Here is a 24,197-nt window from a genome sequence, read left to right on the forward strand (position 1 = left end):
CGTGCGCGTCACCGCAGAAGCGGCGGATTTCGAACGTGTGAGCCTATTGGTCGCAATCGCGCGTGGCCGGCGACCGCGAAGACTCGTCAGCCGAGCGCCTTGCTCGCCAGTTCCAGAACGTTCTTGGAGAGGTTGGGCTGCGCAACGATGCGCTCCAACTGGGCCCGCATGAGCTGTCCCAGTTCCGGTTTGTACCGCCGCCACCCCCCTAGCGGCTCGACAAGTCTCGCCGCCGTCATCGGGTTGAAGGCGTCGATCTTGAGGATTTCATCCGCCAGGAACGTGTAGCCGGCGCCGCTGGGATCGTGGAAACGCGCCGGGTTGAAGTTGGCGAAGGTCGAGATGAGGGCTCGCAGCCGGTTGGGGTTCGTGGGCTCGAAATCCGGATGCCGCGTCAAGGCGATCACGCGCTCCAGAGCATCCGGGTTCGGGTCCCGGCCTTGCACCGCGAACCATTTGTCCAGCACCAGCGGCTCGGTGCGCCAGGCATGGTGGAAACTCTCAAGCGCCTTTTCGCGCGGAACGCCGCCCATGGCGACCATCGGATAGAGGCCGCCGATCATGTCCGTCATGTTTCGGGCCGCGCCGAAATGGCCGAGGAGGCGGGTGAGGTTCTCGGCGTGTGGATCTGCCGACAGGGCTTCGGCGCATGCGTTGCGTAGCGCTCGTCGACCCGCGGCGGCTGCATCTGCGGAGAACTCGCCATCGATCTGCATCTCTCCGTGCAGGCGTCGCAGCAAGTCGCCGAGGTGCACGGCGATGCGGGTGCGAAGATGGTCGCGGGCTTCGTGGAGGGCCGCCGGGTCGGCGGCCTCGAACATCAGCGCCAGGTCCGGCTCGGACGGCAGCGCCAGCAACAGCGCCTTGAACGCCGGCTCAGCGGCGTCGTCGACAAGCGCGCGACCCAAGGCGTCGGCGTAGCGCTCCTCGCCGACCTCGTCAGGCGCGCCGGCCGCGCGCGTCAGGATCAGGTCCCGCGCCAGGGTCTGGCCGGCCTCCCAACGATTGAAGAGGTCGGTGTCCGACGCGAACAGCACGTAACGGTCCGAGGGGCGGGCGTCGGTCGACAGGTTCACCGGCGCAGAGAAGCCGCGAAGCGCCGAGAGCACCGGCGGCTCGGGAATCTTGTCCCAGCGCACCGTCATCTGGGCTTGATCCAGAAGAACGATCTCGGTGTCGCGAAGCACCGCGCCGTCCGGCGAGAGCAAGCCGATAGCGATCGGAATCGGGAGGGGCTTCTTCTCGGGCTGGCCCGGCGTCGGGGGCGTGGTCTGGGCAAGCGTCAAGGTCAGGGCGCCGGCGGCGGCGTCATAGTCCGTCGCGATGGTGACCGCCGGCGTTCCGGCCTGCTCGTACCAGCCGAAGAACGCCGAAAGGTCGCGGCCCGACGCCTCGGCGAAGCAGGCGATGAAGGCCTCCACCGTGGTCGCTTCGCCATCGTGGCGCTGGAAGTAGAGATCACAGCCTTTCCGGAACGCGGCCGCGCCCAGGATGGCCTTGAGCATCCGAATGATCTCCGCGCCCTTCTCATAGATGGTCGCGGTGTAGAAGTTGTCGATCTTCAGATAGCTGGACGGACGAACCGGGTGGGCGAGGGGGCCGGCGTCTTCAGCGAACTGGCGCGCGCGCAGGGCGCGCACGTCCTTGATCCGCTGCACGGCGGCGCCGCGCATGTCCGCGCTGAAGCCTTGGTCGCGGAAGACGGTGAAACCCTCCTTGAGGCACAGCTGGAACCAGTCGCGGCAGGTGATGCGGTTGCCGGTCCAGTTGTGGAAGTACTCGTGGGCGACGACGGCCTCGATGCGTTCGTAGTCGAGATCGGTCGCGGTCAACGGATCAGCCAGGAGCAGGGAGCTGTTGAAGATGTTCAGCCCCTTGTTCTCCATGGCCCCGAAGTTGAAGTCGCGCACGGCGACGATCATGAAGAGGTCCAGGTCGTATTCGCGGCCGTACGTCTCCTCGTCCCACTTCATCGCGCGCTTCAAGCTGTCCAGCGCATAGGCGGCCCGCGAGGCCTGACCGGGGTCGACAAACACGCGCAAGGCGACCTCACGCCCGCTCATCGTGGTGAACTTGTCGGCCAGAACGTCGAGGTCGCCGGCGACCAGCGCGAAGAGATAGCTGGGCTTGGGGAAAGGGTCAGACCATTCGGCGAAGTGTCGCCCGTCGCCCAAAGAACCCGAGGCTACGGGATTGCCGTTACTCAGCAGGTGCGGAAACTTGCCGTCGGCTTCAATCCGGACGTTGTATCGCGAGAGAACATCCGGGCGATCAGGGAAATAGGTGATCGTGCGGAAGCCTTCGGCTTCGCACTGGGTGCAGAAACGGCCGCCCGACATATAGAGGCCCATCAGGGCCTTGTTCGACGACGGATCGATCGTGACCTCGGTCGACAGGACGAACTGGTCCGGCGCATCGGCGATGGAGAGATGTTCGGCGTCCACGGCGTACTGGCCCGCCGCCAGCGGCTGGCCGTCGATCGCGATCGACACCAGAGTCAGGCGCTCGCCGTTCAGAACCAACGGTTCGCTCTTGCCGCCGGTCCTCCGGATCGACAACTCGGCCGTGACGCGGGTCCGCGTCGGATGCAGGTCGAAGACCAGACGCGTGGTTTCGATGGCGAACGGGAACGGGCGATAGTCCGCGAGGTTCACGGCTTGGGGCGTATCGGTGCGCATACGTTCTATCTAGTCCTGCTCGCCGCGCTCTGCGAGGGACCTTCACAAACCCGTTCGAATTAATGACCGGCTTGCCCCTGAAACGGTCTAGTCGCCGGAGGGCGGCGCCGAGGGCGACTCTTGCAGATATCGCTCCACCGCCACGATTTTCTGCGCCAGCGCGCTCAGAGCGGGCGGTGCGTCTTCGGGGTTGTCGGCGACGAGCGTCAGGATTTCGCGAGCGATCGCGTGCAGGCGCGGCGCGCTGGCGATCAGTCTGGCCTGGTACTCCATCTTGTGCGGATCGCGATCGTACTCAGCGCCAGGGGTCCGCCACCCGCCCCAATCGTTCGGATCGGTGACCACGACCGGATAGGTCCCCGGGTAGGGATGGTGGGCGCAGTCGCCCTCCTGCTGCCACTTGTTACGAGCCCGCAGCACACGCCAATTGGACGCAAACCCGCTTTCCTGCGGATCAACCTTGTCCTCAGGCTTCAACTCGGCTGCCTGGAACTCACGCCCCAGGCCCACGTCATAGGTCACGCGCACCGGTTCGTCGAAACCCTTGGCCCAGATGGGCACGATCCGTTCGACGATGGCCCAGCAGCCGACGCTGTCGACCCAGACCCGCTGGTTCTTCTGGAAGACGGTCTTGGCCATGGCGCGCGACGGGTCCGAGCTTGCGAAACTTTTGCCATAAGAACCTGAAATTCTTGACGCCGGGTCAATCTTTCCCTTCGCGTGAACGTCGTTCAGTGTGCCCTCCGTGACGCGCCCGAGAGCGCGGCCAGGGAGGTTCCAGTGGATTTCGACTATTCGGACGATCAGAAGTTCCTGAAGGAGGAGGCGCGCAAGTTCCTCGCCGGCAATTGCGACGTGAGCGTGGTGCGCGGCGTGCTCGATAACGCCGATCGCTCGTTCGACGAAAAGCTTTGGAAAGGCGTCGCCGAACAGGGCTGGCTCGGGGCCTGCATCCCTGAAGAGCATGGCGGGCTGGGCTTGGGCCGTGTCGAGCTCTGCGCCATCGCCGAGGAACTGGGGCGCGCCGTCGCGCCGATCCCGTTCGCCTCGACCGTCTACGTTCTGGCCGAGGGCGTGATGGCCTACGGCTCTGACGCCCAGAAGGCCTCGATCCTGCCCCGTATCGCGGCTGGCGAGGTGATCGGTTGCCTTGCGACCTCGGAAGGTCCGGGCGTGGTCGGGCCGGCGACGCTGCAGTGCCGCGTTGACGGCGGCAAGCTCAGCGGAACGAAGATCCCGGTCACTGACGGCGACGTCGCCGATCTCGCCTTGGTCTTGGCCTCCGAGAGCGGTCGTCCGGGCCTGTTCCTGGTGGACCTGAACGGAGCGGGCGTATCTCGCGAAACCCTCAAGAGCCTGGATCCCACCCGCGGCGTCGCCAAGATCGTCTTCGACGGCGCGCCGGCTGAACGGATCGGTGACGCCGGCGCCGGCTTCGAGGTCGTGCAGGGCATCCTGGACCGCGCGGCCGTCCTCCTGGCCTTTGAGCAACTGGGCGGCTCTGACCGTTGTCTGGAGATGGCCAAGGAGTACGCTCTGGGCCGTTACGCCTTTGGTCGCGTGATCGCCGGCTATCAGGCCATCAAGCACAAGTTGGCCGACATGTACGTCAAGAACGAGGTCGCGCGCTCGAACGCCTACTACGGCGCCTGGGCGCTGAACGACGGCGCTCCGGAGCTGCCCGTCGCCGCCGCCGCCGCGCGGATCGCCGCCTCGGAGGCCTTCTGGTTCGCCAGCAAGGAGAACATCCAGGTGCACGGCGGCATGGGCTTCACCTGGGATGTCGACTGCCATCTCTACTATCGCCGCTCACGTCAACTGAGCCTCGTGGCGGGAGCCCCGAAGGTCTGGAAAGAGCGGCTGGTGGCGGAACTCGAAAAGAAGAACGCGGCGTAAGGAGCGGAAGATCATGGATTTCAACGATTCCACCGAAGAAGCCGCCTATCGCGAAAAGGCTCGCGCCTGGCTGGCCGAGAACGCCGCTGCGCATCGCGCCAAGTGGGGCGAACTGAAGCCGAACACGCCGGAGCACATGGCGGCCGCCAAGGACTGGCAGGCCACCAAGGCCAGCGCCGGCTATGCCTGCATCACTTGGCCGGCCGCCATTGGCGGCGGCGGCGGCACGCCTATTCAGTCCGTGATCTTTGGCCAGGAAGAAACCAAGGCGGGGCTCGGCTACGGCTATTTCACGATCGGCCTGGGCATGTGCGTGCCCACGGTGATGGCCTTCTCGGACGGTGAGACCAAGAAGCGCTTTGTGGGTCCCGCCGTTCGTGGCGAGGAGATCTGGTGCCAGCTGTTCTCGGAGCCCGCGGGGGGCTCTGACGTGGCCGCGTTGCGCACCCGCGCCGTCAAGGACGGCGACGAGTGGGTGATCAACGGCCAGAAGGTCTGGACCACTGGCGCTCACTATTGCGACTACGGCATCCTGCTGACCCGCACCGATCCGGACGTGCCCAAGCACAAGGGCCTGACCATGTTCTGGATCGACATGAAGGATCCGGCGGTCGAGTGCCGCCCCATCCACCAGATGTCGGGCGGACGTGAGTTCAACGAGGTCTATTTCACGGACCTGCGCGTGAAGGACAGTCAGCGTCTGGGTGAGGTCGGCGACGGCTGGAAGGTCGCGCTCGTCACCCTGATGAACGAGCGTCTGGCGGTCGGCGGTTCGGCTGGCCCGAACTATCGCGAGATCATGAAGCTGGCCCGCGAGCTGGCGGGACCCACCGGTCCCTCGCTCAAGGACCAGTCTTTCCGCGAAAAGCTGGCCGATTGGTACGTGCAGTCCGAAGGGCTGAAGTTCACACGCTTCCGCACCATGACCGCGTTGTCGCGCGGCCAGACGCCTGGGCCGGAAAGCTCGATCGGCAAGATCATCTCGGCCAATCAGCTGCAGGAGTTGGCCAACACCGCGGTCGAGATGGAGGACCAGTACGGCATCCTCTCGGATCCCGAGGTCGCGCCCGCCGAAGCGGCGTTCCAGCAGAGCCTGATGTGGGCGCCTGGCCTGCGGATCGCCGGCGGCACCGATGAAATTCTGAAGAATATCATCGCAGAGCGCGTGCTTGGGCTGCCCGGCGACGTCCGAGTCGACAAGGACGTGGCGTTCAAGGACATGCCGACGGGACGTTGATTTCGTCGAATCTATAAATGACTTCAAAATAGGCGAGTCGATAGCTGACTAGGTTAGCAGTCGACTCGCCGACACTTCGCCTAGTTGTTTCCGACCTTTGGAAACCTGCGGAAATCCCCAAAATTCGCCTGCCAAGCGAACCTTGGCTGTCATGACGAAGACTTCATTGCTTCGCGGGTTGAGCTGACCTTGACAGTGGCCAATCCCGGGCACATGAGAGATCGTTGTTTTATGGTTAACGGCGACGGCTGAAGGGGGATTCATGCGCGAGGCCGGGGACGCAAATACGCGCCTTCGCACGCTCCGCGACGCGGCTGAGCGTCTTGTCGCCCGCCGCGCCTCCCTGTTGCGCCGGGCGCCTGTGGGGCTCGTCGTCGCAGCGGTGGTGATTCCGCTTGTGGGCTGTGACACCGGCCCCAGCTTCTGGTTCCACAAGCGGGCCAGCGCATGCCCGCGGCCGCAGGTCGCTCAAGGCGTTTCGGGACAGTTCAACCAGCAGCAACAGGAAATCCGCTCGCTGCGTCAGGGCGGTTTCCGCGGCGATTTCTTCGCGCAACTCGAGCTTGCGCGGCGCTATGAAGGCCAGCGCGCCGCCGACAAGAACCTGGAAGATCCGGTGGAAGCGGCGGTTTGGTACGCCATGGCGCTGGCTAATTCTGGTGGCTACGCGCCGATCGCCGCCTACGAGCGTCGTGGCAAGGAATCGCGGGCGGTTTCGCGCTTCGACGACTGCCGCGCCTTCGAACGCCGCAGCGCCTATGGCGCCCTGGACCGCTTGCTGTCGCGCATGTCGACCGAAGAGCGCGAGAAGGTCCGCAATCGCGTGATCTATATCCTGTCGACCCAGAGCGCGGACGGATTCCGGACCCTGGCGCGGATGCACGACGGCTACTTCGGCCCCTTTGGCGAGCCTTCGGACAACCTTCAGGCCATCGAGGCCTACGGAAAGCCCAGCCAGCCTGGCGCGCCGGCGGCCTTGGACCTCTTCCGCCGCAATGACGTCGACGCCTATCTCTACAACTATCTGGCGGTGCAGACGGGCGACGTCTCGGCCTATGTGATGCTGAAGGACTTCGAGCGGTCCTCGCCGCAGCGGGCGTCTTACGGCTCGTTCGTGGAGACCAAAGCCAAGCGCTGGATCCCGCCCTACGAGTTCTATCCGCCCGAATCGCCGGACTCCGGCGTGCCCCACTCCGACGAGGCCGACCTGTCGGGCGAGGCGCGCGAGGCGGCGCTGTATCGCATCTCCGAACTGCCCTTCGTCCACGTCGGCGAGGCGCTGTCCTACCTGCGCGTGATCCCCACGGCGGTTTTGGACGAGAAGATGCTCAGCATGACCGAAGTCCAGACCCTGCAGAGCATGATCGGGCGTCCCAACACCGGTCGCCTGTCGCCCATCGAAAAGGTGCGCGCCGTGCAGTACGCGGCGGTGAATGGCTCCTCGAAGGCCCAGCTGGTGCTGGCGGTGATGTACTCGGAAGGCGTCGGCGTGCCGCGCGACTACGCCCGCGCCTACCACTGGTACGAAGAGGCCGAGCGCCAGGGATCGGCGGAAGCTAAGTACGCCATGTCGACCTTCTTCTCGCTGGGGCTGCAGGGCGTGGCCGATCAGGATCGCGCCAAGGCGGTGGTCTACCAGATCGATGGCGCCCTGGCCGGTTTCAAGCCGTCGGCCTGGCGGCTGCAGCAGTTGCTGGCGCAGGTTTCCCGGCCGCCGCGTGGCGCTGGCGAGCGGCCACAGCCCCGACCGATCTACGGCGCCGACGACTATCGCGCCGCGCCGCGCGCCGAAGACCGTGACCCGCGCCAGGAGCAGCCTGGACCCGACAGGGGCGGGCGTCCTTATAACGAAGGGAATTACTAGATGCGCCGCCTCAGCCGCCTGCTGGCGCTTTGGGCCGCCTTGACCCTGGGCGCCGCCGTCGCCTCCGCGCCCGAGCTGGCCGTCGCCTCGCCGGACGCCAAGATTGATCAGCAGATTCGCCCCTGCTTTGGCCTGCTGCTGCAGCCCAACCTGGCCCACGGGTGCAAGGTGCGTGACGTGCGCCCCAAGCCCTGTCCCCGGGGCACGATCCGCTCGAGGGGGCGTTGCGTCGTGCCGTACAACAACGGCGGCGGCTACGCCTACGTCTCGCGCGAGATCAACTGCGACTACGCGTATCCGGGCCAGATTTCCGACACGCTCTATCGCCTTTACGAAGGCGATGTGCTGACCCTGACCTCGACCAACGGCGGCGCCTGCGTCGACTCGCTGAACATCACCAAGGCGATCAGCATCGTGGTGCGCGACTATTCGCCCAGCCGCACGCGTCCGATCCTGATCGCCGGCAGCGGCCAGCCCTGCATCAAGATCCAGGCCGGCGTCCAGTACGTCGTGCTGGACGGTCTGGGCATTGAGGCCACCCGCGCCGGCGCCGCCTCGTGCATCGTTGGCCGCGCCACCGAGATCGCGATGCGCGGCGTGACCGTTCGCTATGACGGCGAGGGCTCGGCCTTTGACGTCGGGGACAGCCGCATCGAGCTGGCCCAGACCACCTTTATCGGTCGCACGCGCCAGCCCGTGGTCAAGGCGACCGGCACGATCATGGCCGCCGATGTCGAGATCGCCGCCACGGCAATTGGCGCAGCGCTGGAGACCTCGGGCGACAGCCGTCTGCGCGACGTCCGCGTCTCGCGCCTGGGCGACTGGACGGGTTCCTCGCGCACCCGCAACTCGGCCGGCTTCATCATCGCCGGCATGAACCGCCAGCAACTGGTCCAGATCGACGGTCTGTACGTCGACGGCTTTTCGCGCGGGATCTATGTCGGCGGCGGCGACGAGACGACGCTGTTGCGTCCCGTGGTGCGTGACAGCGACTGGGCCGTGACGCTCGAGAACGCCAACCTGCGTGTGGTCGAGGGCGAGCTGGAAGCCGTGGATGTCGGCATCTACGCCGCATCGGGCGTGGTGTTCGCGTCGAACAACAAGATCATGGGTGTCATGCGCTCGGGCATCTACGCCGATGCCGGCGGTCAGGTGCGCGCGGTCGACAACCGTGTCTATGCGCGCCCCGAAGGCTGTCGCGCTCTGGTGACGGGCTTCTTCAATGGCGAACTGACCTGCCGTCCGTGGTTCGAGGCGCCGGAGCTTTATCGCACGCCGCGTGACCGCGCTCGCCTGGACTTCGACAGCTATTGGCCCGCGCCCGCCGTTGTCGCTGGCGTGACCACCCAACCGCCGGCGGAACTCGCCGGCCCGCCGCCCGCCGGCGCGCCCGTTTCCGCGCCTCAGCAAGGGGGAGCTCCGCGATGAGCACGTCTGTTCACAGCCGACTGACCGTTTCCCTCTGCGCGCTGGTGACGGTGTCCAGCCTCGTGGCGACGCAGGCCTGGGCCCAAAGCGGTCCGGGCGCTCCTGGCGGTCCAGGGCGTGGACGCGAGGTCTGTGGTTCGCCCATGACGGGCGCTGCGCCCGACATCATGAGCTATGACAGCGCCACCGGCACCCAGGTCTTCGTCAACAGCGGCCGGGGAACCGGGACCGACGTCTCGGCCTACAACGCCCAGAGTGGATCGGCCGCCCAGTTCGCCGGCGATCTGAGCCGTCCGGGCTTGGTGTCTTCTTGCTCGGTCGACGGTTTCAGCCGCCAGGCCTACGGCGTCGACGCTACGCGTCCCGGGCAGCTGGTCGTGTCGGGCCGTGACGAGCGCGGCGAGCGCTGGGCGTTCACGCGCGCCGATGGCAAGGTCGAGGTCTGGGACCCGCGCGGCGACAACCGCTGCTTCAAGTCGGGTCTGGGCATCTTCACGCCGGCCGGTGGCTATGGGGTGGCCCTGGCAACCCCGCCGGGCGCGATCGGCGTTGGCATCGCGGCCGGTCAGCACTTCGGCGGCGTCGGTGTGGGCGCCAACCGCAACTTCGTCGGCGCGGGCCTCGTCGGATGCTGAGGATGATGCTGGTCGGCGGTGTTCTGGCGATGGGCCTGACGGCCTGCGCGTCGCCGCGACCGCATGGCCCGCCCGCGCCATCGCCTCCCAACCGCGCCAAGGTGACGCCGCCGCCGCCGCCGATCGAAGCGATCCGCCCGCGTTACTGAGGGCGGCGCCTGGATCCTTGCCGAGGTCCCGATGCTGAAATTTCTGTCGATCCTGGCGCTGCTTCTCGCGCCGTCTCTCGCATTGGCCGAGGTCTCGCCGCAACAGCGGGCGGTCGAGGCGGTGATCGCCGACAGCGCCGCCGGCTGGAACGCCGGCGATGTCGCGCGCTTCATGGCCAGCTATTCCGACGCGCCGGAAACCAGCTTCGTCACCGAGGAAGGTCTCGTGCGCGGCAAGGCCGCCATGCTGGCCCGCTATAAGGCCAAGTACGATTTCGGCGACCCGGCCAAGCGCGGCGTCCTGACCTTCGAGTCGGTCGACTTCCGCCTGCTGGATCCGACCCACGCGCTGTACGTGGGCCGGTGGGCGCTGGCCTATCCCAACGGGACCTCGGCCAAGGGGTACACCAGCCTGATCATGGCCCTGGAACCCGGCGGCTGGCGGATCATCGCCGATCACAGCAGCTGACGATCAGGGCGCGATCGTCGTCTTGAAGGTCGGCGGCTTGCGATGCTTGGTCGCCTGCTCGTAGGCGTAGCCCAGGTTCAGCAGCAGTTTCTCGCTCCACGCCGGTCCGATGAACGACAGGCCGACCGGCAGGCCTGACACGTCGCCCATCGGCACGGTCAGGTGCGGATAGCCGGCCACGGCGGGCAGGGTGGTCGAGGAGCCGCCGTAGTTGTCGCCGTTCAGCGGATCGATGGTCCAGGCCGGACCGGTGGTGGGGGCGATGATGGCCACCGCGCCGGTGTCCTTCAGGATCTTGTCGATGCCTTCGGGACCGGCCATGCGCTTGGAGTCGGCCAGCGCCTTCAGATAGTCCGGATCCTCGAGGCCCTTGGTTTTTTCGGCGCGCTCAAAGCTCTCCTGGCCGAACCATTCGAACTCCTTCGGGGTCGCCTTGTTGAAGGCGATCACGTCGGCCAGGGTGCGGGTCGGCACCTTCTTCGGATCGGTCGAGGCGAGGTAGGCGGCGAGGTCGGCCTTCAGCTCGGTGTAGAGCACCACGCCCTCGGCCCGGCCGATCGGGCCTTCGTCGAAGTCCTTGACGTCGACCAGGGTCGCGCCCTGGGCTTCCAGGTCCTTCAGCGCCCGTTCGAACACCGCGTCGGTCTTGGGCGAGTAGCCGGTGTAGAAGCGGGCCACGGCCAGTTTGACGCCCTTCAGGGCCGTCTTGGAAAGGCCGGCGGCATAGTCGGTCTTGCGGGCGTCGGCTTCCTTGGTCGCCGGGTCGGCCGGGTCAGAGCCGGCGATGATGGTCAGCACCTTGGCGGCGTCCTCGACCGTCAAGGTCATGGGGCCGGCGGTGTCCTGACTGTGGCTGATCGGCACGATGTGGGTGCGCGGGACCAGACCCACCGTCGGCTTCAGGCCCACCAGCCCATTGATCGCCGAAGGGCAGGTGATCGAGCCGTCGGTCTCGGTGCCGATGGCCAGCGGCGCCAGGCCCGCCGCCACCGCCGCGCCGGAACCGCTGGACGAGCCGCAGGCGCTGCGGTCCAGGGCGTAGGGATTGCGCACCGTGCCGCCCACCGCGCTCCAGCCGCTGATCGAGTGGTTGGAGCGGATATTGGCCCATTCCGACAGGTTGGCCTTGCCCAGGATGACGAGACCCGCGTCGCGCAGGCGCTTGGCGACCGGCGCGTCACGGCCGGTGATGTTGTCCTTCAGCGCCAGCGAGCCGGCGGTGGTGGGCAGGGGATCGGCGCTCTCGATATTGTCCTTCAGGAGGATCGGAACGCCGTGCAGGGCCGAGCGGATCTTGCCGGCCTTGCGTTCGGCGTCGAGGGCCTTGGCGTCGGTCAGGGCGTTCGGGTTGGTGGCGATCACCGCGCGCAGAACCGGGTTACGCTGCTGGATCGTGGCCAGGGCCGCCTTGGTGGCGTCTTGGGCGGTCTGGGCCGTGGCGTTTCCAGCGAGCAAGGCGATGGCGGCCGCGCCGGCCAGAATGGCGATCTTGGTCATGAAGCGTTTCCCCGAACGCGGCCGCGACTCCGGCGACCGAATGGCGCGGAGCATGGGGTCAAAAATCGCGGCTCGCCAAGCGCCAACCGCCACAGTCGTGCGTGATCAGACGAAGATCGCCACATTCTGTCTTGCCAGGACCAGAGGGCGGCCCTTGGCGTCCCACAGGTGCATTTCCTGGGTCGAGTAACCGTCGCCGATGGTTTCAGCGCGCGTGCGCAGCAGGCGCCAGCCGTCGTCGTCGGCTTCAGGCAGCCCAACGATATCCAGCGACCAGGTCATGGTCGAGATCGGTCCAAACTGCGGGAACAGGGCCATGGCTGGGGGCGGCGGCATGTCGGCCAGCGCCACCAGGGCGGAGATCGAGGTCGCAGCCGCGTCGCGATGCCGGATCCACAGCAGGTATTCAGGTTCCCCGCCCGCCAGGGGGCGCGTGCCGCCGGCCTTGCGCACCTCGAACTGCGCCGAGAAGTGCGGCGCGCCCTGACGGCTTTCCGGGAAGAACAGTTCGCAGGCGTTGGCCGGCGCCACAGGCGGGCAGAGCACTTCCTCATAGGACAGGGCCGAGGTCCGCGCCGCGCCGAACGTCAGCACGCCATGGGTGGCCACGCCCTGTTCGCCGATCAGGTCGACGGCGACGAACAGGGTCGACTTGCCCTGACGCAGCGGTCGCACCGAAATCGCCAGTTCACCCGAGGCGGGCCCGACGAACGCGAACTGCGCCGAGCGAATGGGAGGGGTCTCGGGAAAGGCCCGCAAGGCGGCCTCGACGCACAGGGCGCCGCTCAAGCCGCCATAGGTGGTGCGACCCTGCTTCCAGTCGTCTGAGACGTGAGCGGTAAAGCCGGTTTCGGTAGGGGCGATGGCCGCGACGAGGTCGGTGTAGAGCGTCATGGGGACAGTGTTCGTTTTCTTTCGCTACGGAAGTCAAGGGAGGGGCGGGGGGAATCCTTCCCCGCGATGGGGAAGGGCCGCTGAAAAATCCTCCCCCCAGCGGGGGAGGTGTCCGCGCAGCGGACGGAGGGGGAAGTGCTGCTGAACCGGCCTCTTCCCCTTCCGTCGTCCCTTCGGGCCGACACTTCCCCCGCTGGGGGGGAGGATTTAGAAGGCGTGCGTCCGCCGCTTCACGCGGCGTGACCGCTGAAGACTCATGGGGAGGCGACGGAGCGGCCGGGCGAACCCGGAGACCGTGAGTTTGTGTTTGCGTTTCGGCTCGACTGTCCGCTCCGCCAGGTTGTTCTTGCCCGTGAGGATGGGGGGCGTGAGCGTCTTTCAGCTCGGGACCCCAGGAGCCCCCGGACGGGCGCGGACCAACTGGAGCGGCGACATCCGTGTCCAGCCCGACGATCCACGATAGGCGGCTTGTACGATCACCGCCCTGTCGCTCCGCGCTCGCCTCTCTGCGGCCTCTTCCGGAATCCCGGATCTATCCAACGAACAGACCCCGGTCGAAACCGCTTCGAGACCACGCGGCCCCGCTCAACCTAGCCCCGCCGCCGTATTGGGCCGGATCCATACGCCCTCCCCCGCAACGGGGATGCATTGAGTATGGAGCGGGTTTTGACGCCGGGGATAAGTTGGCGCGTAAAAGTGAGAAGGCGTTGATTTCGTTGGGGTCGTCTTCGCTAATTCCGAGCGTTTACGCCCGCCGATCCCCTTAAACCATGGGAGATGGCGCCGGGCCGATCCCCCATCTTGCTGAGGGGGCATCCGCAACGGGGGGGGCTGACCGCGAGTTCATTTGCATCGTAAGGGCGGGCGGATCATCAATCACCGCCATGATCGCCCTGCTCTCAGCACTGCTGCTCACTGCATCGGTTCCGCCCAAATGCGCCTTTGAAGGCGAGCCTCGGCGGTGGACGCAACAGGCGCTGCAGGCATGGGATCGGCTTGATCACGACCGCATCCGCATGCGGGCGCCGACGACGCCGGCCTTGATCCTGTTCGACGAAGTCTGCGTCTACAGGTTCACGCCCGCGACGGCCGGCCCGTTTCAGGTTGGTCAGCGAACCTATTCTGTGCGGGCGGAAAGTCATTCGGGTGCGGTCGATCTGCCGGGAGGCGGTCAGGTTCCCGCCCGCAAGCTCTCCTTCGCCGCGCCCCTGGATGGCGGAGGGATGTTCTTCGTCATGAGCCTGCCGGCCGTGTGGAGGGCGGACAAGGCCGAGGCGCGCGATCCTGAGCGACTGGCCATGGTCGTGTTCATGCACGAGTTCGCGCACACCCAGCAGGGCGCGGGTCTTGGGCGTCGGATCGACGATCTGATCCGGCGAGGCCTGCCTGAAGACGCCGACGACGACAGCCTCCAGAAGACCTGGAGCGCTGTTCCGGACTACGTGAAGGCTTACGAGCATGAGCGTGATCTTCTGTACGCGTCGGCTGGCGCCGAAACGTACGAGGCCCGGCGCGTGAAGCTGGATGAAGCCGCCGTCGCCATGGAAGGCCGGCGCGCCACCTATCTCGCGGACAAGCCGCTCTGGCGCGAGGCCGACGACGTGTTCCTGACCTTCGAAGGAACCGGGAACTGGGCGGCTTGGGCCTGGCTCACCGATCCGGCCGGCGGGGCCATGGCGCGCGAGGATGCAACGGTGTTCATCCGCGGCGGACGGCGCTGGTGGAGCCAGGACGCCGGACTTGGCGCCATGTTGGCCTTGGACGGCCTGATGCCCGAGTGGCCAAGCCTGGCTTTCGGCGACCAAGGCGCAACCGTCCAAGACCTCATCGCCCTGTCTCGACAGGCCAAGGGTCAGGCCGGGGACCAGGATTGAGGCTTTAGCGCCGCGCCGCCCAAAAACGAGACCGCCGCTGCGAACGTCTCCCACAAGACGTCCGTAACGGCGGCATGGGGTCTCTTGGACCCTCCCGCGCCCCCACATGAACGCGATTGAGTATAAGGGATAACGCTGTCATGCGGGCGTCGACACGTTTCTCCCGTGGGGCGAACCGAAATGTTGCCTTGCCCCGATCGCGCGCTATCTACGCCCCATGGCGCTGCACATCATCAAGCTGGTTGTCGGGTGCGACACGATCGACGACCTTCTGGCCTGGCACAAGACCGGCGAACCCTGGGTCATGCATACGCGCATGACCCCCAAGCGCATCGATGAGGTGCTGGACGGCGGCTCGCTCTATCGGGTGTTCAAGGGACAGGTGCTGTGCCGACAGAAGATCCTGGCCATCGACACGATCGGCTCGGGCGCCGCTTCGCGTTGCGAGGTGACGGTGGACCCGCCGATCATCCGCGTGGCGCCTCAGCCTCGGCGGGCGTTTCAGGGCTGGCGCTATCTGAAACCTGAGGACGCGCCGCCTGATCTGACCGAGACTGAATCTGCGGATTTGCCCACTGACTTGGCGCGCCAGTTGCGAGAGCTCGGCGCCTGGTAACTTGAGCGGGCGCGTTAGGGGAATGGCAACCGCTGCGAGTGTTTTCTCATTGGCGGGGACTGGAGGGACGACGATGAAGTCCGGTTATGCCGCCTTGGGCGTGGGGATGCTGTTCTTAGGCTTGGTCGGCGGGCTTCTGCTGGCGCTGCGCCCGATCGGCTAGAGCATTTTTCGAGCGAAGTGGTTCCGGTTCGCGTGAAGAAAAATGCGCCAAAACAAAAGATTAGAGCTCACGGCCTGACGCAGTCAGGTCGTGAAATGCTCTAGAGCCTCGCGCGTCAAAACGTAATCGTTTTGACGCGATAACGAGGCTCTAAATCAAACACTTAGAGCGTGACTGAGGCCCAAACCGGTTCCCACTTTCGGCGTCACGCTCTAGCGAGTCTGGTTCTGCGTTCGCGGCGGACTCCAGGTCAGCCGACCGCCATGTTGTCGATCAGTCGAGTCTTGCCCAGCCAGGCGGCCACCAGGATGCGGCCGGACGCGTCGCCGATCGGGCCCGGGCCTAGCCGCGAGAGATCGCCAGCCTCGCGGACTTCGACATAGTCGACCTGACCAAAACCGGCCGATTTCAACGCCGCGACCGCCGCCTGCTCGGCGTCCTCGATACGGCCTCCTTGGGCGACCGCTGCGGCCGCCGCCTTCATGGCTGTGGGCAAGGCCACCGCCGCCATACGCTCTTCCGGCGACAGGTAGGCGTTGCGCGAGGAGAGGGCGAGGCCGTCGTCGGCCCGCGCCGTCGGCGCGCCTATGATCTCGACGGGGATGTCGAGATCACGCGCCATCCGTCGCACGACCTGTAACTGCTGGTAGTCCTTCTCGCCGAACACCGCGATGTCGGCCTGCGACTGGATGAACAGCTTGGCGACGACGGTGGCCACGCCGCCGAAGAACTGCGGGCGGGCTGCGCCTTCCAGTGGTTCGGAGACTCCTGACACGCTGACCAGGGTCGAGAAGCCGGGCGCATACATCTCGGTCGCGTTTGGCGCGAACAGCAGGTCACAACCGACCAGGGCCAGTTTCTCGGCGTCGGCGGCCTCGCCACGCGGATAGGCGTCGAAGTCCTCGTGCGGGGCGAACTGCTTGGGATTGACGAAGACTGTGGCGATCACGCGCTCTGCGCGCTGTTGGGCCAGGCGCACCAGGGACAGGTGGCCCTCGTGCAAGGCGCCCATGGTCGGAACGACCGCCACGCGCTGCCCGGCCGCCTTCCAGTCGCGGACATGCTGACGCATCTCGGCGACGGTGCGGACGATGATCGGGCGGGTCATGAGGGCCTCCACGCAAACTGGCGAGCGCTTATGGCCTTAGAGATGGGGAAGGTCCACCATCCCCCAACGGGAACACGTCCACAGGCCTGCGACAATAAGGTCTGTGGATTGAGGCCCTTAGCCCCCTCGGGGGTGGGAAACATCGTGTTAACCTTCGATTAAGAGTCGCTGAGTCGCGACGCAGAAGGACCCAAGCCATGGCCGAAACGCGCGTTATCGTCGTCGGCAACGAGAAGGGCGGCGCTGGCAAGTCGACCATCGCCGTGCACCTCGTCACCGCGTTGCTGTATGGCGGGGCCAAGGTCGCCGTCATCGACCTGGACCTGCGCCAGCGCACCTCCGCCCGGTTCTTCGAGAACCGCCGCGCGTGGCTGGACAACAAGAAGATCGAGCTGCCCGAGCCGCTGGCCCTGAACCTGAGCGACAACGACGTCGCCTTGGCCGAAAGGCCGGAGGAGGAGCAGGTGGCCGGGTTTGAGGCCGCCTTCGCCAAGGCCCAGGCCGAATGCGACTTCATCCTGATCGACACCCCTGGCGGCGACAGCGCCATCACCCGCATGGCCCACGGCCGCGCGGACCTGGTGGTGACGCCTATGAACGACAGCTTCGTCGACTTCGACATGCTGGGCACGGTGGACCCGGTGAGCCTGGAGCTGACCAAGCCGAGCCTCTATTCGCTGACCGTCTGGGAGGGGCGCAAGCAGCGCGCTTTGTCGGGCCAGCGCCAGGCCATGGACTGGGTGGTGCTGCGCAACCGTCTGGCCACCACCGAGGCGCGGAACCGCAAGCGTCTGGAAGACCGCCTCAACGCGCTGGCCAAGCGCGTCGGCTTCCGGATCGGACCGGGCCTGCGCGACCGGGTCATCTATCGCGAGCTGTTCCCATTCGGTCTGACCATCGCTGACCTGTCGCCGCAGGTGCGTCCGGTGCCGGTGTCGCTGCAACACCTGGCCGCGCGGCAGGAACTGCGCGCCTTGATGCACAGCCTGGGCCTGTCGGCCTATTCCGGCGAGACGATGCTGGCGGCGCAGTAGCCCGCCGGTTAAGTATCTAGGGGAGCGGGCGGCCGGGGCGACCTCGCCGCCCGTTTTCGTGTTTGGAGCGCCGATGATCTATCTGCTGCTGGGCGCGGTGATTATTACCTTCCTGCTCTGGCCGCGTGGCCGGACGCTGCTGAAGGGCGATGGCTGGCGGGTCGGCGCCGGTGCGGCGGCGATGGTCGCCTTCGCGGTGGCGGCCTACGCCACGATCCGCGGCGCGTGGGGCACGGGCATCGTTCTGGGCGTTGTCGGTCTGTGGAGCGTGACCGAGGCGCGACGTCGCCCCATTGTGCGCCGCGAGGTGGTCCACCCGCCCAGGCCCGAACTCAGCCTTGCCGAGGCGCGCGCGATCCTGGGGGTGGGGCCTGACGCCAGCCTAGCGGAGGTCAAGGCGGCCTACACCCGCCTCATCCAGATGGCGCATCCGGACAAGGGCGGCACCGAGGGTCTGGCGGCGCAGCTAAACGCGGCGCGGGATCGTTTGATCAAGCCGCGCGGCTAAGCTAGGGTCCGAACATGATCAACCGCGAACGCTTCTGGCGCCGCCGCTCGTCGGGCCAAACCTGCTCGATATGACGCCCTGAACCCGGTTCAGGACGAGCCATGACCCATGGCTCCCGATGTCATCTTCAGTTCGGACTTTGATCACTCCCATGACGACCCAGACCCCGGAGCGCGCCCAAGACTGGGCCGGCCGCTTCAGCGAGCGCATGAGCCGCGTCCGCGCCAGCGAGATCCGCGAACTTCTCAAGCTGCTTGACCAGCCCGATATCCTGTCGTTCGCCGGCGGCATTCCGGATCCGGGACTGTTCCCGGCGCAGGAGATCCAGAGAGGCTATGACGCCGTTTTGGCGGATCCCGTGCTGTCGCGCCAAGCGTTGCAGTACTCGGTGAGCGAGGGCTACCTGCCGCTGCGCCAGTGGATCGCCGAGCGCATGACCCGCGACGGCATGCCCTGCGGTCCGGATAACATCATGCTCACGGCCGGCTCGCAGCAGGCGCTGGACCTGATTGGCAAGCTGTTCCTGACCAAGGGCGATACGGTGATGGTCGCCCGTCCGACCTATCTGGGCGCGCTACAGGCCTTCAACGGCTATGAGCCCGCCTATCTGGACCTGCCGGAAACCGCGCTGAGCCAGGGCGTCGACGAGGTTGCCCTGATGGCGGACCGTGCGCCGCAGCCTCTGGGCTACTTCGTGCCCGACTTCGCCAATCCCACCGGCGTCAGCCTCACCCTCGCAGAGCGCGAGGCGCTGCTGGTCCTGGCGGACAAGTTGGATATGACGCTGGTCGAAGACGCGGCCTATCGCGAGCTTCGCTTCGCCGGCGAGGCGACGCCGACGGTTCTGGCGCTGGACATTGCTCGCTCGGGCGGGATCGACAACGCGCGGACGCTGTTCCTGGGCACCCTGTCCAAGACCCTGTCGCCGGCCCTGCGGATCGGCTGGGTCTGCGGGCCCAAGCCCGTGATAGAGAAGCTGGTGCTGCTCAAGCAGGGCGCGGACCTGCACGTCTCGACCATCAACCAGATGGTCGCCCACCGTGCGGTGTCCGAGGGCTACGATCAACACCTGCACCACCTGCGCGGCGCCTATGGCGCCAAGGCCCGGGTGATGCTGGCGGCGCTGGAGCGCACCATGCCCAAGGGCGTGACTTGGTCGCACCCGGAAGGCGGCATGTTCGTCTGGATCGATCTGCCCGAGGGGATCGACGGCGCGGCTCTTTTGGCGCGGGCCATCGCGGAAGAACGCGTCGCCTTTGTGCCCGGCGCGCCGTTCTTCGCCGAGAAGCAGACCCCCAACGCCATCCGCCTCAGCTACTCGTTGCCGACAGACGAGCAGATCGAGGAGGGCGTCCAGCGCCTGGCGCGGCTGATCGGCAAGGTGATCGCGGGCGACTGAGGCTGGTTTGACGAGCCTAAGAAAAGGGCGCTGAGCTTGACCGCTCAGCGCCCTTCTTTGGTTTCGGAAGCCCGATCAGGGTCGGGTTAAGGCTTCAGCACGATGCAAGGCATGCGCTTGGCTTTCAGGGCCGAGCAGGCCTCGCGGGCGGCCTCGCTGGTCATGCCCTGGAACTGCGCCCGGAACATGCCGCCAGCGCCTTCCACGGCGCCCTCGGCGTCGCTGACGATCTTGCTGATCCGCCCACGGACGAGCTTGAGCTGTTCGTTGGCGAGCGACTTGGAGCGGAAGGCGCCGACCTGCACGCCCCATTCGCCCTTGGGCTTCTTGACGGCCTTAGCCGGAGCCGCCGCCTGGGCGCCGCGCAAGGTGGGGGAGACCTTCACGGGCGCGGAACGGGGGGTCTCGGTCAGGACGATGCGGAGGCCGGCCTGGTCGCCGTCGCCTTGCTCTGCCGACGGACGCTCGATCGGACCCGACGGCTCGTCCTCATAGATGTTGGCGGCGATCGTGGTGCGCTCGCCGCGCGAGCGGCGCTTGATCACGTCGAAGCCCGTCAGCAGCAGGTCTTCCATGTTGTTGTCGCGCCAGGCGGTCGAGGGGCCGCCAAGGACCACCGCGATCAGGCGGCGGCCGTCGCGCACAGCCGAGCCGGCGAGGTTGAAGCCCGAGGCGTTGGTGTAGCCGGTCTTGAGGCCGTCGAACCCTTCCATGCTGTCCAGCAGGCGGTTGTGGCCCTTGATGTAGTTGCCCCGGAAGTAGAAGCCCTTCACCGAGAAGTAGCTGTAGTACTGCGGGAAGTCGCGCATCGTGGCGCGCGACAGAATGGCCAGGTCGCGGGCGGTCGAGATCTGGCGGCTGTCAGGCAGGCCGGACGCGTTGACGAAGCGCGTGTTGCGCATCCCCAACTCCTGGCCGCGCAGGGTCATCAGCGCGGCGAAGCGCGACTCGCTGCCGGCCAGGCGTTCGGCGACGGCGGTGGCGACGTCGTTCGCCGACTTGACCGTCATGGCCTTGATGGCTTCGTCCACGGTCATGCTGTCGCCGGCGGGCAGGCCGATCTTGGTCGGCGCCTGGGCCGCTGCTCGGGGCGACATGGTGATCCGGTCGGTCAGCTTCAGGCGACCTTCACTCAGGGCCTCGAAGGTGAGGTACAGCGTCATGACCTTGGTGACCGACGCCGGATAGCGCGGGCTGTCGCCGCGCTTGTCGTAGAGCACTTCGCCCGAATTGGCGTCGATGACGATGGCCGCGTACTTGGGCTCCGACGCGTTCAACTGCAGATAGGGGACCGCGGCCGAGGCGGTCGTGGGCGCCAGCGCGCCGGCGAGGCACGTCAAGGCCAGACCGGCGACGGCGATCAGGGAGCGGGCGGAGGTAAGCCTGGCGAACATGAAGCGACGTCCGTCATTTGAACTGGAAGCGGTTCCGCACCGCCACACGCGTAGAGCCTACCATGATGGATGCGGTGTTTCGCCAAAGTAAACAACTGGTGAGCGATCTTGCCGCAGCGGCCTAAAAATGCGGCGCACATATTCCAGCGACAGCTTGACCCTAGGTTATGGTGCGCTGCACAAAATTGTTGACTGCTGCACTGCAGCATGGCAAACCAGCGTTGTTCCAAGCGCAGAGGGGCGAGTTGCAGCTCGACCTTCCGCCCCGCCTCCTTTCCTCCCCAGGAGACTCCCATGGCCGCCGCCGAAACCATGAAGACCACCGTCGAGCAGTTCACCACCGCCTCGAACCAAGCGTTCAAGGACGGCGTCGAGAAGTCGCTGGCCGCGCTGGCCGAAGCCAACACCCATTCGAAGAAGAACCTGGAAGCCGTGGTCGCCTCGGTGACCGCAGCCACCAAGGGCGCGGAAGCCCTGGGCGCCCAGACCTTCGCCTACTCGAAGAAGGCCGCCGAAGACCAAGTCGCCGCCGCCAAGTCGCTGGCCGCCGCCAAGAGCGTCCAGGAAGCCGTCGAACTGCAAACTGCCTGGGCCAAGTCGGCCCTGGAAGCCTACATCGCCCAGGTCAGCAAGGCCTCGGAGATCGTTTCGGCTTCGATCAAGGACTCGGTGAAGCCGCTGAACGAACGCGTCAGCGCCGCGGTCGAGAAGTTCCAGGCCGCCCGTTAAGGCCTGTTTGGAAGGCGTCCCCCGACACCTTCCTGCGTTGAAGAAGAAGGCTCGGATCGCAAGATCCGGGCCTTTTTTCTTGGGCGCGCCCATGCTGCGAGACCCTTCGCGCCTTAGCTCTTTTGCGCCGACGATCGCCGCGTTAAGCATGCCTCCCAAAACCTGAGTGGAGCGCGTGCATGTCGACCGTCGAGGAACGCCTGAAGGCCATGGGCGTGGAGCTGCCGCAGCCGGTGGCGCCGGTGGCCAACTATGTGCCGTTCGTGCGTTCCGGAAACCTGGTCCACATCTCGGGCCAGATCTCGATCGCCGCCGACGGCGGCATCAAGGGGACGGTCGGCGTCGACGTCGATCTGGAGACGGCCCAGAAGGCGGCGCGACTGTGCGGGATCAATCTGTTGGCCCAGATGAAGGCCGCCTGCGACGGCGACCTCGAGCGCGTCGTCCGGGTGGTCAAGCTGGGCGGCTTTGTCCAGGCCGGTCCTGATTTCATCGATATCCCCAAGGTCATCAACGGCTGCTCTGACCTGATGGTCGAGGCTCTGGGCGACAAGGGCCGTCACGCACGCTCGGCGGTGGGCGTCTACAAGCTGCCTCTCGGCTTCGCGGTTGAGGTCGACGCTGTGGTGGAGATCGCCTGATGCCCCGGCGCGGACGTCCTCCGATCGAGACCTTCGGAGCGGCGTGGGACGCGCTGTTTGAGCGTCCGATCGCGCATCGCGGCCTTTGGACCCGCGATGGCGCGCCGGAGAACTCGCTGGGCGCCTTCCAGGCCGCCTGCGCGCACGACTACGGGATCGAGTTGGACGTCCAACTGACGGCGGATGGCGACGCCGTTGTTTTCCATGATGAGCGACTGGAGCGGATGACCGGCGTCGAAGGACGCGTACGCGACCATACTGCGGCCGAGCTTGGCGCGCTCGCCCTCAGGGGGACGGACGAGACGATCCCGACCCTGGCCGAGGCCCTGACCGTGATTGGCCATCGCGCCATGGTCCATATCGAACTCAAGACACCGTTTGGCGAAGTTGGCGCGCTGGAAAAGCGGGTGTCCGAAATCCTGATCGACCACAATGGGCCGACCGCCATCATCGGGTTCAATCCCTATTCGCACGCGTGGTTCGCTGACCACCATCCGCAAATCCTGCGGGGCCTGGACAGCTACAGCTGGAACGACGAAGGCGCGCGCCACGTCGCGCCGGAGATCCGCAAGGCGATGGCCGCCCTTGAGCATGTCGAGATCGCGCGGCCCGACTTTCTCGCCTTGGGTCTGGACATGCTGCCCAGTCCAAAGGCCGACCTCTATCGCGCCAAGGGCATGCCCGTGATCGCCTGGACGGTGCGAACGCCTGCTCAGTGGGACGCGGTGAAGGACCACTGCGATAACCTGATCTTCGAGGGCTTCCACGCGTGACATCGTGTCCCGTGGGGGTTCAGGCGTCGGTTCGCGTCCATCGGACGATCAGCGAGATCGGCCGGGACGCCTGGGACGCTTGCGCCGCGCCCACCGGTGACCCGTTTGTCTCCTACGATTTTCTGTCGATCCTGGAGGAGGCCGGCTGCGTCGCCGCGCGCACCGGCTGGGCGCCGCAGCATCTTTCGGTGCTGGATGAGGCCGATCAGGTCGCCGGCGTCATGCCGCTGTACCTGAAATCTCATAGCCAGGGCGAGTACGTCTTCGATCATTCCTGGGCCGACGCCTATGAGCGGGCGGGCGGGCGCTATTATCCCAAGCTCCAGTGCTCGTCGCCGTTCTCGCCGGTGACCGGCTCGCGGCTGATCGTTCGGCCGGACATCGACACCGATGATGGACGCTCGGCGCTGCTGGGCGGCGCGTTGACCCTGTGTGAACGCATGGACGCCTCGTCGCTGCACGTCACTTTCCCGGTCGAGGATCAGTGGCGCTGGATGGGCGAGCGGGGAATGCTGCTACGCCAGGACCAGCAGTATCACTGGGAGAACCGGGGCTACGGCGACTTCGACGACTTCTTGGCCGCGCTATCGGCCAATCGGCGCAAGACCATCCGCCGCGAGCGGCGTGACGCCCAGGACGGGCTGGAGATCGTTGCGCTGACGGGGGCGGAACTGACCGAGGAGCACTGGGACGCGTTCTTCGCCTTCTACATGGACACCGGCGGGCGCAAGTGGGGGCGGCCCTACCTGAACCGGCCGTTCTTTACGTTGCTGGGTCAGCGCATGGCCGACAAGGTGCTGCTGATCCTGGCGCGCCGACCGGGCGGTCCCTGGATTGCGGGGGCGCTGAACCTCATCGGGCGTGACTGCCTGTACGGCCGTCACTGGGGCTGTGTCGAGGACGTGCCGTTCCTGCATTTCGAGCTTTGCTACTACCAGGCGATCGAGCATGCGATCCGCCTTGGCCTGCCGCGCGTCGAGGCCGGCGCGCAAGGGCAGCACAAGATCGCTCGGGGCTATCTGCCAAGCCCTGTCTATTCCGCGCACTGGATCGCCGATCCGATGCTGCGTGAGCCTGTGGCGCGCTATCTGGAACGTGAACGCGCGGCGGTGGAGAGCGATATGGAAATGCTGGCGGAGGAATACTCGCCCTTCCGCGAGGAGCGTTAAAGCGCAGAGACGCGGCGCATCATGCGCGGGAGCGTGATTTGC

The 24,197-nt window shown here is 66.4% G+C and carries 24 protein-coding genes; 18 read left to right on the forward strand and 6 right to left on the reverse strand.

Annotated elements, in window-relative coordinates; all coding sequences use genetic code 11:
- Positions 1-86: 86 nt before the first annotated feature.
- Both pepN and J2X45_RS00710 read right to left on the reverse strand, forming a co-directional pair.
- Positions 87-2,678 carry an aminopeptidase N gene (pepN, locus tag J2X45_RS00705; RefSeq protein WP_310209907.1) on the reverse strand — a complete coding sequence of 864 codons (2,592 nt, stop codon included), beginning with the start codon at positions 2,676-2,678 and terminating at the stop codon, positions 87-89.
- Between the two features lie 87 nt (positions 2,679-2,765).
- Entirely contained in the window at positions 2,766-3,317 is a 552-nt protein-coding gene (locus tag J2X45_RS00710) for a hypothetical protein (RefSeq protein ID WP_310209910.1), read from the reverse strand.
- 141 nt (positions 3,318-3,458) lie between these two features.
- Here J2X45_RS00710 and J2X45_RS00715 point away from each other — a divergent pair, with 141 nt between their 5' ends.
- From J2X45_RS00715 to J2X45_RS00745, 7 genes are all read left to right on the forward strand, one after another.
- Positions 3,459-4,574: an acyl-CoA dehydrogenase family protein gene (locus J2X45_RS00715; RefSeq protein ID WP_310209915.1), complete on the forward strand. Its 1,116-nt coding sequence runs from the start codon at positions 3,459-3,461 to the stop codon at positions 4,572-4,574.
- Between the two features lie 13 nt (positions 4,575-4,587).
- Positions 4,588-5,811 carry an acyl-CoA dehydrogenase family protein gene (locus tag J2X45_RS00720; RefSeq protein ID WP_310209918.1) on the forward strand — a complete coding sequence of 408 codons (1,224 nt, stop codon included), beginning with the start codon at positions 4,588-4,590 and terminating at the stop codon, positions 5,809-5,811.
- 262 nt (positions 5,812-6,073) lie between these two features.
- Positions 6,074-7,675, forward strand: coding sequence for a tetratricopeptide repeat protein (locus tag J2X45_RS00725; RefSeq protein WP_310209921.1), 1,602 nt, complete (start codon positions 6,074-6,076; stop codon positions 7,673-7,675).
- Positions 7,676-9,103 carry a hypothetical protein gene (locus J2X45_RS00730; protein WP_310209924.1) on the forward strand — a complete coding sequence of 476 codons (1,428 nt, stop codon included), beginning with the start codon at positions 7,676-7,678 and terminating at the stop codon, positions 9,101-9,103.
- Positions 9,100-9,738, forward strand: coding sequence for a hypothetical protein (locus J2X45_RS00735; RefSeq protein WP_310209926.1), 639 nt, complete (start codon positions 9,100-9,102; stop codon positions 9,736-9,738). The genes J2X45_RS00730 and J2X45_RS00735 overlap by 4 nt, the downstream gene beginning before the upstream one ends.
- Positions 9,732-9,887, forward strand: a complete 156-nt coding sequence (locus J2X45_RS00740) for a hypothetical protein (protein ID WP_310209929.1) — start codon at positions 9,732-9,734, stop codon at positions 9,885-9,887. Before J2X45_RS00735 ends, J2X45_RS00740 begins: the two co-directional genes overlap by 7 nt.
- 31 nt (positions 9,888-9,918) lie before the next feature.
- Entirely contained in the window at positions 9,919-10,356 is a 438-nt protein-coding gene (locus tag J2X45_RS00745; protein WP_310209930.1) for a DUF4440 domain-containing protein, read from the forward strand.
- A gap of 3 nt (positions 10,357-10,359) precedes the next feature.
- Here J2X45_RS00745 and J2X45_RS00750 read toward each other — a convergent pair whose 3' ends face one another.
- Both J2X45_RS00750 and J2X45_RS00755 read right to left on the reverse strand, forming a co-directional pair.
- On the reverse strand, positions 10,360-11,946 hold the full coding sequence (locus J2X45_RS00750) for an amidase (RefSeq protein WP_310209933.1): 1,587 nt from the start codon (positions 11,944-11,946) through the stop codon (positions 10,360-10,362).
- Between the two features lie 12 nt (positions 11,947-11,958).
- The gene (locus J2X45_RS00755) at positions 11,959-12,747 is read right to left on the reverse strand and encodes a thioesterase family protein (RefSeq protein ID WP_310209936.1); all 789 of its coding nucleotides are present in this window, start codon (positions 12,745-12,747) and stop codon (positions 11,959-11,961) included.
- Between the two features lie 884 nt (positions 12,748-13,631).
- On the opposite strand from J2X45_RS00755, the gene J2X45_RS00765 reads away from it, so the two are divergent.
- The 3 genes from J2X45_RS00765 to J2X45_RS00775 all read left to right on the forward strand — a co-directional run bounded on the left by J2X45_RS00765 (position 13,632) and on the right by J2X45_RS00775 (position 15,400).
- A complete protein-coding gene (locus J2X45_RS00765; RefSeq protein WP_310209939.1) occupies positions 13,632-14,621 on the forward strand; it encodes a hypothetical protein in 990 nt (329 codons plus the stop codon).
- A 217-nt stretch (positions 14,622-14,838) separates the two neighbouring features.
- The gene (locus J2X45_RS00770; RefSeq protein ID WP_310209943.1) at positions 14,839-15,237 is read left to right on the forward strand and encodes a DUF1489 family protein; all 399 of its coding nucleotides are present in this window, start codon (positions 14,839-14,841) and stop codon (positions 15,235-15,237) included.
- Positions 15,238-15,310: 73 nt separating this feature from the next.
- Entirely contained in the window at positions 15,311-15,400 is a 90-nt protein-coding gene (locus J2X45_RS00775; protein ID WP_310209945.1) for a hypothetical protein, read from the forward strand.
- A gap of 250 nt (positions 15,401-15,650) precedes the next feature.
- On the opposite strand, the gene panC is transcribed toward J2X45_RS00775, so the two are convergent.
- Entirely contained in the window at positions 15,651-16,508 is an 858-nt protein-coding gene (panC, locus tag J2X45_RS00780) for a pantoate--beta-alanine ligase (RefSeq protein ID WP_310209947.1), read from the reverse strand.
- Positions 16,509-16,705: 197 nt separating this feature from the next.
- Between panC and mipZ the strand changes: the two genes are divergently transcribed.
- From mipZ to J2X45_RS00800, 4 genes are all read left to right on the forward strand, one after another.
- Entirely contained in the window at positions 16,706-17,542 is an 837-nt protein-coding gene (gene mipZ / locus J2X45_RS00785; RefSeq protein ID WP_310209952.1) for a division plane-positioning ATPase MipZ, read from the forward strand.
- Between the two features lie 73 nt (positions 17,543-17,615).
- Complete coding sequence (locus J2X45_RS00790; protein ID WP_310209955.1) at positions 17,616-18,050, forward strand: DnaJ domain-containing protein; 435 nt, start codon at positions 17,616-17,618, stop codon at positions 18,048-18,050.
- 14 nt (positions 18,051-18,064) lie between these two features.
- Positions 18,065-18,124 (forward strand): hypothetical protein, encoded by a 60-nt coding sequence (locus J2X45_RS00795; protein WP_310212050.1) that lies wholly within the window; start codon positions 18,065-18,067, stop codon positions 18,122-18,124.
- 44 nt (positions 18,125-18,168) lie between these two features.
- A complete protein-coding gene (locus J2X45_RS00800; RefSeq protein WP_310209958.1) occupies positions 18,169-19,449 on the forward strand; it encodes a PLP-dependent aminotransferase family protein in 1,281 nt (426 codons plus the stop codon).
- A gap of 86 nt (positions 19,450-19,535) precedes the next feature.
- Here J2X45_RS00800 and J2X45_RS00805 read toward each other — a convergent pair whose 3' ends face one another.
- The gene (locus tag J2X45_RS00805; protein ID WP_310209961.1) at positions 19,536-20,843 is read right to left on the reverse strand and encodes a D-alanyl-D-alanine carboxypeptidase; all 1,308 of its coding nucleotides are present in this window, start codon (positions 20,841-20,843) and stop codon (positions 19,536-19,538) included.
- 294 nt (positions 20,844-21,137) lie between these two features.
- Between J2X45_RS00805 and J2X45_RS00810 the strand changes: the two genes are divergently transcribed.
- The 4 genes from J2X45_RS00810 to J2X45_RS00825 all read left to right on the forward strand — a co-directional run bounded on the left by J2X45_RS00810 (position 21,138) and on the right by J2X45_RS00825 (position 24,155).
- Positions 21,138-21,572, forward strand: coding sequence for a phasin family protein (locus J2X45_RS00810; RefSeq protein ID WP_062095172.1), 435 nt, complete (start codon positions 21,138-21,140; stop codon positions 21,570-21,572).
- Positions 21,573-21,751: 179 nt separating this feature from the next.
- Complete coding sequence (locus J2X45_RS00815; RefSeq protein WP_310209966.1) at positions 21,752-22,213, forward strand: RidA family protein; 462 nt, start codon at positions 21,752-21,754, stop codon at positions 22,211-22,213.
- Positions 22,213-22,986 carry a glycerophosphodiester phosphodiesterase gene (locus J2X45_RS00820; RefSeq protein ID WP_310209968.1) on the forward strand — a complete coding sequence of 258 codons (774 nt, stop codon included), beginning with the start codon at positions 22,213-22,215 and terminating at the stop codon, positions 22,984-22,986. Before J2X45_RS00815 ends, J2X45_RS00820 begins: the two co-directional genes overlap by 1 nt.
- The gene (locus tag J2X45_RS00825; protein ID WP_310209971.1) at positions 22,983-24,155 is read left to right on the forward strand and encodes a GNAT family N-acetyltransferase; all 1,173 of its coding nucleotides are present in this window, start codon (positions 22,983-22,985) and stop codon (positions 24,153-24,155) included. Before J2X45_RS00820 ends, J2X45_RS00825 begins: the two co-directional genes overlap by 4 nt.
- The last annotated feature ends 42 nt before the right edge of the window (positions 24,156-24,197 follow it).

The sequence above is a fragment of the Caulobacter sp. BE264 genome (assembly GCF_031457805.1).
In the GTDB taxonomy this organism is placed as follows: Bacteria; Pseudomonadota; Alphaproteobacteria; order Caulobacterales; family Caulobacteraceae; genus Caulobacter.

Bases quoted from the DNA above. Each gene is read 5' to 3' on its own strand.
- pepN (WP_310209907.1), bottom strand. From the start codon at position 2,678: ATGCGCACCGATACGCCCCAAGCCGTGAACCTCGCGGACTATCGCCCG.
- J2X45_RS00710 (WP_310209910.1), bottom strand. From the start codon at position 3,317: ATGGCCAAGACCGTCTTCCAGAAGAACCAGCGGGTCTGGGTCGACAGC.
- J2X45_RS00720 (WP_310209918.1), top strand. From the start codon at position 4,588: ATGGATTTCAACGATTCCACCGAAGAAGCCGCCTATCGCGAAAAGGCT.
- J2X45_RS00725 (WP_310209921.1), top strand. From the start codon at position 6,074: ATGCGCGAGGCCGGGGACGCAAATACGCGCCTTCGCACGCTCCGCGAC.
- J2X45_RS00730 (WP_310209924.1), top strand. From the start codon at position 7,676: ATGCGCCGCCTCAGCCGCCTGCTGGCGCTTTGGGCCGCCTTGACCCTG.
- J2X45_RS00735 (WP_310209926.1), top strand. From the start codon at position 9,100: ATGAGCACGTCTGTTCACAGCCGACTGACCGTTTCCCTCTGCGCGCTG.
- J2X45_RS00740 (WP_310209929.1), top strand. From the start codon at position 9,732: ATGCTGAGGATGATGCTGGTCGGCGGTGTTCTGGCGATGGGCCTGACG.
- J2X45_RS00745 (WP_310209930.1), top strand. From the start codon at position 9,919: ATGCTGAAATTTCTGTCGATCCTGGCGCTGCTTCTCGCGCCGTCTCTC.
- J2X45_RS00755 (WP_310209936.1), bottom strand. From the start codon at position 12,747: ATGACGCTCTACACCGACCTCGTCGCGGCCATCGCCCCTACCGAAACC.
- J2X45_RS00765 (WP_310209939.1), top strand. From the start codon at position 13,632: ATGATCGCCCTGCTCTCAGCACTGCTGCTCACTGCATCGGTTCCGCCC.
- J2X45_RS00770 (WP_310209943.1), top strand. From the start codon at position 14,839: ATGGCGCTGCACATCATCAAGCTGGTTGTCGGGTGCGACACGATCGAC.
- J2X45_RS00775 (WP_310209945.1), top strand. From the start codon at position 15,311: ATGAAGTCCGGTTATGCCGCCTTGGGCGTGGGGATGCTGTTCTTAGGC.
- panC (WP_310209947.1), bottom strand. From the start codon at position 16,508: ATGACCCGCCCGATCATCGTCCGCACCGTCGCCGAGATGCGTCAGCAT.
- mipZ (WP_310209952.1), top strand. From the start codon at position 16,706: ATGGCCGAAACGCGCGTTATCGTCGTCGGCAACGAGAAGGGCGGCGCT.
- J2X45_RS00790 (WP_310209955.1), top strand. From the start codon at position 17,616: ATGATCTATCTGCTGCTGGGCGCGGTGATTATTACCTTCCTGCTCTGG.
- J2X45_RS00800 (WP_310209958.1), top strand. From the start codon at position 18,169: ATGTCATCTTCAGTTCGGACTTTGATCACTCCCATGACGACCCAGACC.
- J2X45_RS00805 (WP_310209961.1), bottom strand. From the start codon at position 20,843: ATGTTCGCCAGGCTTACCTCCGCCCGCTCCCTGATCGCCGTCGCCGGT.
- J2X45_RS00810 (WP_062095172.1), top strand. From the start codon at position 21,138: ATGGCCGCCGCCGAAACCATGAAGACCACCGTCGAGCAGTTCACCACC.
- J2X45_RS00815 (WP_310209966.1), top strand. From the start codon at position 21,752: ATGTCGACCGTCGAGGAACGCCTGAAGGCCATGGGCGTGGAGCTGCCG.
- J2X45_RS00820 (WP_310209968.1), top strand. From the start codon at position 22,213: ATGCCCCGGCGCGGACGTCCTCCGATCGAGACCTTCGGAGCGGCGTGG.